This window comes from Winogradskyella sp. (assembly GCF_045105575.1).
Classification (GTDB): Bacteria; Bacteroidota; Bacteroidia; order Flavobacteriales; family Flavobacteriaceae; genus Winogradskyella.
The window spans coordinates 130663-140117 of the sequence record NZ_JBGCDQ010000048.1 but is presented as its reverse complement, the minus strand read 5'-3'; the positions used below and the strand labels follow the sequence as shown (position 1 = coordinate 140117).

Here is a 9455-nt window from a genome sequence, read left to right as displayed (position 1 = left end):
GAACAGAGTAGTTAAGCCCGTTTGCGCCGATGGTACTGCTTTACTGTGGAAGAGTAGGTCGCCGCCTTTTTTGTGTCAACAATGGTTGATATTATGAAACCCTTACTAGTAAAGCTAGTAAGGGTTTTTTTGTGCGTAGTTATGAAGTAAAAAGAAATGTAAATAAGGTATGTTGAGATACTTTTTTAGTTTAAAAAGTACAACATCATCGTTTTTTGAATATGCTATTCATTATTGTATTAATTCCTATAAAAAGAAATGCAATTGCCATGATGCATATAATGATTGAAACTATTAATAATGGTATATAAAGGGGTTTATCTTTATTGTCTAAAGCAAGGTGTAAAAGTGATGGGCCAGTAAACATAAATAATAGACATAATCCCATTTTTTTTAAACCTTTTACTAAAATATCTTTGTCAGTTCTATTAGTTTCTTCCATGTGAAATACTTTGTCTTACGTTCTTGTATGTATTTAGTAATTGTATTGCTTTTTCTTCTGAAACGTTTAATGCATTCATTATCATGTCTACACCTCGTTGAACTAACTTATCATTACTTAGTTGCATATCGACCATTTTGTTGCCTTTAACTTTTCCTAATTGGATCATAGTAGCAGTCGTTATCATATTAAGAACAAGTTTTTGAGCCGTCCCAGCTTTCATTCGAGAACTACCTGTTAGAAATTCTGGACCAACAACTACTTCTATTGGAAATTTGGCTGTTTGAGCTAATGGACTGAGCTGATTACAAGTAATACATCCAGTAATAATATTATTTTCATTACATTTTTGTAATGCACTTATGACGTAGGGTGTCGTTCCAGATGCTGCTATACCTACAACAATATCGTTTTTTGTAATATTATAGTCTTGCAAATCTATCCATCCTTGTGTTAATGAATCTTCGGCATTTTCAACAGCATTTCTAATAGCATTATCACCACCAGCAATTAGACCAATGACAATATTATGTGCGATGCCAAAAGTTGGTGGACATTCGGAAGCATCTAGAATCCCCAATCTTCCACTTGTACCGGCACCTATATAAAATAGCCGACCTCCTATTTTTAATTTTGTGACAATTTGATCAATGAGCGATTCAATCTGTGGTAAAGCGTTTTCAACGGCTAATGGAACTGACTTGTCTTCGTTATTTATGTTAGTAATAATCTCATGGACAGACATGTTTTCGAGATTATTGTAATTAGAATCTTGTTCTGTCGTTTTTATAAAAGTCATTTGATAAAGATAAAGATAATTTTAGCTATGATTATATATCTAGTATTGAAAGTTTTTTAGGAAACGGGAGTATATGAAGTTGGTAAACTTAGAAAAAAACGAAACGATTTTCAACCTTATTAAAAATAGAATTTAAGGTAATTAACAAAGTAATATTGAATCAATCAAGTCTTTAATTTAACATTAAGACGATTTAATTCTTTAAAAAAAGGTTGTGTAGTAATTAATTGACCTGTCGCTGCTTTTATAGCATTGGCTAAGGCACCTCCAGCTGGTGGAAGTCCAGGTTCGCCTAAGCCAGTAGGTGGTAATTCGTTTTCGACAAAAAACGTTTCAACTACTGGTGTTTCTTTCATTCGGATTAAACGATAAGTACTAAAATTAGTGTCTTGTGGCTGACCGTTTTCAAATGAAAAGTCTCCATACATAGCATGGCCAATACCATCTAGAACACCTCCTTCAATTTGATTTTTCGCACCTGTTGGGTTGACCACAATACCACAATCCACAGCAACTGTTACTTTTTCAACGTAAGGTTGTCCATTTTTTAAGCTAATATCTGCCACTTCTGCTACATGTGTGTTATGACTGTAATAAGCCGCAAAGCCCTGATAGATTCCAGTTTTTGATTGTCCCCAATTACTTTTTTCTACAGCAAGATTAATCGTATTGGTCATTCGTTTACCAGAATATGCAATACTATTGTCTTCATCGTCTTTTACATTTTTTAATAAATCTAAGCGCAATTGAACAGGGTCTATCTCTAATTCTGACGCTAATTCATCAAAAAAGCTTTGTTCTGCAAAGCCTAAAAAGTTGGTGTATGGTGCACGCCAAGCTCCAGTGGTAATATTACTTTTGTAATTACCTGATTCAACTTTGTAGTTTGCAATGGCACCAGCAGGAAAAAAGTTAGGAATTAAACCATACATATTAGAATTAATTGCAGCCTCCTTTAAGTGATAAGCCGTTATCTTTCCATCTTTAATAGACGCTTTAATCCTGTATTTAATTGCAGGTCTATAAATACCTGCAGCCATATCGTCTTCACGCGAAAAGACAACTTTAACGGGCTGTTTAGTGATGTTAGAAATTTCTGCTGCTTCCAGCGCAAAATCTCCATAAAGGCGTCTGCCAAAACCACCTCCCATTCTTGTCATTTCTAAATGAATATCATCTTCATTTCTATCTATCAGTTGAGCAATACGCTTAGCAGTGCCAGCTGGTGTTTGTATGGGACCAACTAAATGTACTTTTTCATCTGTGACATGCGCATAGAAATTCATAGGTTCCATACAATTATGCGGTAAAAAAGGCGATTCATAGGTACGCTCTAAAATTTTATCTGCTTCTTTAAAGGCTTTTTTAATGTTACCATCTTCACGACGCACAGTCAAATCCTTTCCATCTAAAATAGCATTTAACTTTTTATCGTGATCTGCAGTACTTTCCAAAGTACCATCATTTTTCCATTCAAGTTTTAAGGCTTTTTTTCCTTTCATAGCAGCCCAAGTATTGGACGCCAAAACAGCAATTTTATCACCAAATCGTATCACATCAGATACTCCATTTATGGCTTTAGAATAAGAAGCATCAAAAGCATGTAATTTTTGTCCAAATGCTGGTGGACGTGCTACTGAAACATATTTCATACCTTTAGCAGTATAGTCTAACCCAAAAAGTGGTTTTCCAGTTATTATGCCATCGATATCAACATTAATAGCATCCTTTCCAATTATTTTAAAATCCTTTGGTGCTTTTAGTGTCACGTTTTCAGGTACTTCTAACAGAGCAGCCTCTTTTACAACATCTCCATAGTGTAATGTCTCTCCATTTGAATTTTTGATTATTCCATTTGAAGCAACACAATATGCGGCATCAATTCCCCATTTTGCAGCAGCTGCATTAATGAGCATTTGTTTGGCAGTGGCACCTGTTTGACGCAAAGGCTCCCAACCAAAACGAATCGATTGGCTACCACCTGCCACTTGCCTTGTGTAATTATTAGGGTCTAAAATGCCTTGTGCAACGGTAACATGCTCCCAAGGCACATCTAATTCTTCGGCTATGAGCATTGGCATAGCTGTTTTTACTCCTTGCCCGATTTCTGGGTTAGGTGAAAAAATAGTGACATAACCATTATCTGCAATTTTAATAAAAGCATTAAAATCATTAAAGTTGAGTTTTGAAATATCTACAGGTGGAGCAACCGCTTCTTTACAAGCATTAAAAAAATTAAATCCAATTAAAAGACCACCTGTGGCAAGTGCAGAGGTTTTCATGAAGTTACGTCTGCTAAATGTTGTTTTTTTATTTTTCATAATATTTCAACTTAAGACATGTTTTTAGCAGCTAAAGCCACTGCTTTTTCTATACGATTATAACTAGCACATCTACAAAGATTGCCGTGCATGGCATTTCTAATATCTTCCTTATTAGGATTCGAATTTTGATTTAGAAAAGAAGAAGCGGTCATAATTTGACCAGATTGACAATACCCACATTGCGGTACATCGAGTGCTTTCCAAGCTTCTTGTACAGGATGTAACTTATCTGTTGCCAAACCTTCAATTGTAGTGATTTCAGAACTTTCTAATCGTGATACGGGTAATAAACAACTTCTTGTGGCAACACCATCAATATGAACGGTACATGAACCACATTGCCCAATACCACAGCCATATTTTGTACCTACTAAATTCAGTTCGTCTCTTAATACCCAAAGTAAAGGTGTGTCTGAGTCTGCTTCAACACGCACTTGTTTCCCATTAACTTTTAAATTATAATCCGCCATAACCTCTATATTTCTTCTAAAGTTAATCTATTTTATTCAAATTTGACCGAATCAATGTATTCTTGATACTCTTTTTTTGTATCAATATCCAACACATTGGCATTATTTAATTGGATGATGTTGTTGGTTTTAGAATTAAGAAATGTTTTAGCTCCGCTGTCTCCTTCAAGATTAAGCAAATCAGTATAATAAACTTTCGGAATCAACGCAGGAACACCTAGGTTTGTTTTATAATTAGTAGCAATTATTTTATCAGGATTATTTTTAAAAGTAGCCATCATCTGATTTAAATAGCGCGCGTTCACATAGGGTTGGTCGCCCAAAATTATTAAAGTGGCATCAAATTGTTTATGGTTTAAATACTCAATTCCTGCTGCAATACTTGAGCTTAATCCTGATTTGTAATTCGGATTAAAAATAATTTCAACCTTATATTTTGAAATAGATGCTTCAACAGTTTCGGCATAGGCGCCTAAGACGCAATAAATTGCCTGAGTATTTGATTGTAGGGCGTTTTCTATCGTTGAGCCTAAAAGCGTCGTGGTTCCAACAGGTAGTAGTTGTTTGGCTGTTTTCATTCTAGTTGAACGTCCTGCCGCTAATATGAGTAAAGCAATTTTCATAAGTGTTGTTAAAGTTATACAATTAATTCATGTTATTACTATGGTTAAGCGCAGTCTTTAATTACGTATTTTTGCAAAAAAAAAGAAAGAATGTCGATTATAGAAAAGTTACAATGGCGTTATGCCACAAAAAAATTTGATGCGCATAAAATGCTTTCCGAAGAAAAATTAAATACGTTAAAAGAAGCGTTTAATTTAACAGCTTTGTCTTATGGTTTGCAAACCTTGAAGCTAGTAATTGTTGAAGATAAAACGCTTAGGGAAAATTTAGTGCCGTTAGCTTATGGTCAGCGTCAGGTAGCAGATGCCTCTTATTTATTGGTGCTTTGTATTCAGAATGAAATAGATGAAAAAGATGTGGAAGCACATTTTGAAACTATAAAACAAGTCAGAAATACTCCTGAAGCTATTTTATCACCTTTTAAGTCGCAATTAAACAGCACTATTTCAAAAATGCCTGATGTGAAAAAATCAGATTGGGCAACCAAACAAGCGTATATTGCTTTAGGCAATTTGATGACTGTTTGTGCTGTTGAGCAAATAGACAGTTGTCCTATGGAAGGGTTTGTTCCGCAAGAATTAGATAAAGCTTTAGGACTCGATGCAATGCAGTTGAGTTCTGTGTTGTTGCTTCCAGTGGGTTACAGAGCTGATGATGATATGTTTGCTGAACTTAAGAAAGTAAGACAGCCTTTGTCAAAAACCATTATAGAATTATAATTGATTTAACTTTCTGAAATATAGAAATTGGTATCTTTGTTTTACAGCTTAGATAATTTCATAAAATTAAAAATCAGCATGCCAGGATTCGAGTTATTTAGTGATTTAGAACGAAATGAAGTTAATGATGTTTTAGACAATGGCGTGTTAATGCGTTATGGTTTTGATGGCATGCGAAAAGGCCATTGGAAAGCAAAGGAGCTTGAAGCAGAATTAGCAAAAACTTTTAAATCCGATCATGTCCAATTAGTTTCTAGCGGAACGGCTGCTGTTTCTGTGGCTTTAGCTTCAGCAGGTGTTGGAGCAGGTGATGAAGTTATTATGCCAACATTTACATTTGTAGCGAGTTTTGAAGCGATTATGATGTTGGGAGCGATTCCTGTTTTGGTAGATATTGATGATACATTAACCTTAGATCCAAAAGCTGTTGAAGCCGCTATTACGCCAAAAACCAAAGCGGTTATGGTGGTGCAAATGTGTGGTAGTATGGGCGATATGGATGCTTTACAAGACGTTTGTACCAAACATAATCTATTATTTGTAGAAGATGCCTGCCAAGCTATTGGAGGTAGTTATAACGGAAAACCTCTCGGTAGCATTGCCGATTTGGGTTGTTTTTCTTTCGATTTTGTAAAAACGATCACTTGTGGAGAAGGAGGAGCTGTAGTGACTAATAATGCAGATTATTACAGAAATGCAGATCATTTTAGCGATCATGGGCATGACCATGTGGGAAGTGATAGAGGTGCTGAAACACATCCGTTTTTAGGCTATAATTTTAGAATTTCAGAATTACATGCTGCGGTAGGTTTAGCACAAGTGAGACGTTTGCCAGAATTTATTGCCATACAAAAGAAACACTATACGATTATAAGAGAGGCATTATCTCAAATTCCTCAGGTAACGTTTAGAACCGTACCCAAAGGTGGAGTTGAAAGTTATGCATTTCTTAATTTCTTTTTACCAGATGCTGAAAGTTCTAAAAATGTTGCTGAAGCTTTTAAAGCAAATGGTGTTGATGTGTGTTGGAATTATTTTCACAACAATTGGCACTACCTTAAAAAATGGGATCATTTAAAAGATTTAAAATCTTTATATCCTATATCTTCTGAAGTAAAACAAGGTTTGGAATATCTTAAAACTAAAACCTTCGATCAGTCAGATCATTATATTTCTCGTAATATTTCGTGTCTAATAAAATTGTCTTGGACAGAAGAGGAGGTTAAAGCACGTGCAGAGAAGATGGTTAATGCTATAAAAGATGTATTACTAAGTTTGAAAACATCTGTTGTATAGATTTTGTATAGTTGCACAATTAGCAGATGATTACAAGGTTTTATAACTTTATAAAAAAAATTATGAAAAAAAATTACGCTTTCGCAGTGCTTCTTATGTCTTTTTGTGTGTTGACTTTTGCACAACAAATGCCTATTGATTTTTCTGATAATCAAGACATTTTTTCAGGTTTTAGTGGCAGTAGTTTTTCATTAAACACCAATCCGGAAGATGGCAGTGATGATGTCGGTCAGTTTTTTAATGATGGTAATAATCCTTGGCAAGGTTTTTATATTGATGTCATTCAGCCTTTAGATTTGAGCGAAGCACAAGCTTTTAGTCTATCTTTTTATCAATTCGATCCTAATACACATACCATATTTATTAAATTAGAAAATGGAACAGAACCAGATGTAGAGGTGATGCAAACCACGTCTGGCTTAGGATGGACAAATGATATTATATTCGATTTTTCAAATGCGACTATAAGCGGCACGTCTACAGGTATTAATGCTACTGGTACCTACAATAGATTAACTATTTTTATTGATGGAGGTGAAGAAGCATCAGGAACTTATTTAATCGATGATATTGATAATGGAGTAGAACCTACCAATCCTAATGTCATAGACGTGGTTTATAATGATTTGGTTTGGGCGGATGAATTTGATACGAATGGTGCTATAGATTCTAATAATTGGTTTCATCAAACACAACTGCCAGCAGGTGGAAGTTGGTTTAATGGGGAGCAACAACATTACACCAATCGCATTGAAAATTCGTTTGTAGAAAACGGATTTTTGAATATTTCAGCAATTAAGGAAACCTTCACAGATCAAGGGCAAACAAAAGAATATACTTCTGCACGATTGAACTCTAAATTTGCGTTTACATATGGTCGTGTTGATGTAAGAGCAAAATTACCATTTGGCGACGGCACTTGGCCCGCGATATGGACTTTAGGGAAAAATGTGAGTGAAGCTGGTGCGTATTGGCAAACTCAAGGATTTGGAACTACAGGTTGGCCAGCGTGTGGTGAAATTGATATCATGGAGCACGGTTTGGGTGCTATAAACCACGTGAGTAGTGCTTTACATACTCCTTCAAGTTTTGGTAATACTGTGAATTTTAGATCTTTTATTCTAAATGATGTGGCTAATGAGTATCATGTGTATTCTGTGAATTGGTCTCCAGATCAGATTACCTTTCTTATAGATGGCATTGGTTTTTATACTTATAATCCTGCTGTTAAAGATGTAAATACTTGGCCATTTGATGACGATCAATATTTACTGTTGAACATTGCCATGGGTGGAGTTTCTGGAGCTATAGATCCAAATTTTCAGCAGAGTAACATGGTCATTGATTATGTGCGTGTGTATCAGAATACAGGTTTAAGTGTAACTGATGTCGCAGCCGATGGGTTCAGTGTTTATCCTAATCCTGCTCATACTATTATTAACATAAAATCAGATCAAACTATTGATAAAATAGCGTTATATAATGCTATTGGTCAGTTAGTAGTAGAAAAAGATAACAACACAGAAAAAGTAGAAACACAAGGCTTATTACCAGGATTATATATGCTTAAAATATATTCTGGATCTCAAACCAGTATTAAGAAGGTGTTTGTAAATTAATAGGCGACATATTCAATAATCTCTAATCCATAACCAATGATGCCAACACGTTTGGTTTGGAGACTGTTAGAGAGTAGTTTCAGTTTACTAATTTTAAGATCGTGTAATATTTGTGCACCAATACCAAAATCTCTGGAATCCATACCAATACTCGGAGCCTTTGTGAGCTGTCCTTCAATTTGATTTTCCTTAAGAATAGTTAAACGTGTCAACAAATTCATAGACTCGGGCTGCTGATTAATAAAGATTATAGCACCTTTTCCTTCGGTATTAATGACATTAAACATGTCGTCTAATTTTTGGTCGGCATTGTTAGTTAATGTGCCTAAAATATCATTATTGACTAATGTAGAATTAACACGTGTTACAATAGGTTCATCTGATTTCCAATTACCTTTAGTTAGTGCAATATGAATTTGATTATTGGTGGTTTGTAAGTAAGCTCTAAGTCTAAATTTTCCAAAACGCGTTTCAATATCAAAATCTTCTTTCTTTTCAATTAAAGAATCATATTCCATTCGGTAAGCTACCAAATCTTCAATCGAAACTATTTTAAGATCAAACTTTTTGGCCACTTTCATTAATTGCGGTAAGCGAGCCATGGTACCATCTTCATTCATTATTTCTACAATAACGCCTGCTGGTTCAAAACCTGCTAAACGTGCAAAATCTATGGCAGCTTCTGTATGTCCTGTACGTCTTAAAACACCACCTTCCTTGGCTACTAAAGGGAAGATATGTCCTGGACGTGCTAGTTCAAACGGCTTGGTCTCGTCATTAACTAAAGCCTGTATGGTCTTTGAACGATCGCTTGCTGAAATCCCAGTACTGACACCATTACCTCTTAAATCAACAGAAACAGTGAACGCAGTTTCTAATGGGTCGGTGTTGTTTCTTACCATCATGTTCAGCTCTAAATCTTCACAACGTTTTTCGGTTAAAGGGGCACATATTAAACCACGACCGTGCGTTGCCATAAAATTTATCATTTCTGGAGTTACCTTTTCTGCAGCAGCTAAAAAATCACCTTCATTTTCTCGGTTTTCATCATCTACGACAATAATAACCTTGCCTTGTCTAATGTCTTCAATTGCTTCTTCTATGGTATGTAGGCTCATTTTTGTATTTAAGGATTTAGTTAACATGCTGGTGTTTTAAGATA

Annotated in this window: 9 protein-coding genes; 3 read left to right on the top strand and 6 right to left on the bottom strand. The window is 35.1% G+C overall.

The annotated features are described in order from the left end of the window. Nucleotides 1–205: 205 nt before the first annotated feature. From AB8B52_RS12150 to AB8B52_RS12130, 5 genes are all read right to left on the bottom strand, one after another. A complete protein-coding gene (locus AB8B52_RS12150) occupies nt 206–442 on the bottom strand; it encodes a DUF6095 family protein (RefSeq protein WP_406028479.1) in 237 nt (78 codons plus the stop codon). After that, nucleotides 429–1241 (bottom strand): N-acetylmuramic acid 6-phosphate etherase, encoded by an 813-nt coding sequence (gene murQ / locus AB8B52_RS12145; RefSeq protein WP_406028478.1) that lies wholly within the window; start codon nt 1239–1241, stop codon nt 429–431. Before murQ ends, AB8B52_RS12150 begins: the two co-directional genes overlap by 14 nt. A 164-nt stretch (nt 1242–1405) precedes the next feature. Then, complete coding sequence (locus AB8B52_RS12140) at nt 1406–3562, bottom strand: molybdopterin cofactor-binding domain-containing protein (protein ID WP_406028476.1); 2157 nt, start codon at nt 3560–3562, stop codon at nt 1406–1408. Between the two features lie 11 nt (nt 3563–3573). Next, nucleotides 3574–4035, bottom strand: a complete 462-nt coding sequence (locus tag AB8B52_RS12135) for a (2Fe-2S)-binding protein (RefSeq protein ID WP_406028474.1) — start codon at nt 4033–4035, stop codon at nt 3574–3576. Nucleotides 4036–4067: 32 nt separating this feature from the next. After that, nucleotides 4068–4658, bottom strand: coding sequence for an NTP transferase domain-containing protein (locus AB8B52_RS12130; RefSeq protein ID WP_406028472.1), 591 nt, complete (start codon nt 4656–4658; stop codon nt 4068–4070). Nucleotides 4659–4748: 90 nt separating this feature from the next. Between AB8B52_RS12130 and AB8B52_RS12125 the strand changes: the two genes are divergently transcribed. The 3 genes from AB8B52_RS12125 (at nt 4749) to AB8B52_RS12115 (ending at nt 8293) form a co-directional block, all read left to right on the top strand. Next, nucleotides 4749–5378, top strand: coding sequence for an NAD(P)H-dependent oxidoreductase (locus AB8B52_RS12125; protein WP_406028470.1), 630 nt, complete (start codon nt 4749–4751; stop codon nt 5376–5378). Between the two features lie 78 nt (nt 5379–5456). Further along, on the top strand, nt 5457–6674 hold the full coding sequence (locus AB8B52_RS12120; RefSeq protein WP_406028468.1) for a DegT/DnrJ/EryC1/StrS family aminotransferase: 1218 nt from the start codon (nt 5457–5459) through the stop codon (nt 6672–6674). Between the two features lie 62 nt (nt 6675–6736). After that, nucleotides 6737–8293 (top strand): family 16 glycosylhydrolase, encoded by a 1557-nt coding sequence (locus AB8B52_RS12115; RefSeq protein ID WP_406028466.1) that lies wholly within the window; start codon nt 6737–6739, stop codon nt 8291–8293. Here the strand turns inward: AB8B52_RS12115 and ribB are convergent. Beyond that, on the bottom strand, nt 8290–9438 hold the full coding sequence (ribB, locus tag AB8B52_RS12110) for a 3,4-dihydroxy-2-butanone-4-phosphate synthase (protein WP_406028465.1): 1149 nt from the start codon (nt 9436–9438) through the stop codon (nt 8290–8292). The genes AB8B52_RS12115 and ribB overlap by 4 nt on opposite strands. Nucleotides 9439–9455: the final 17 nt, after the last annotated feature.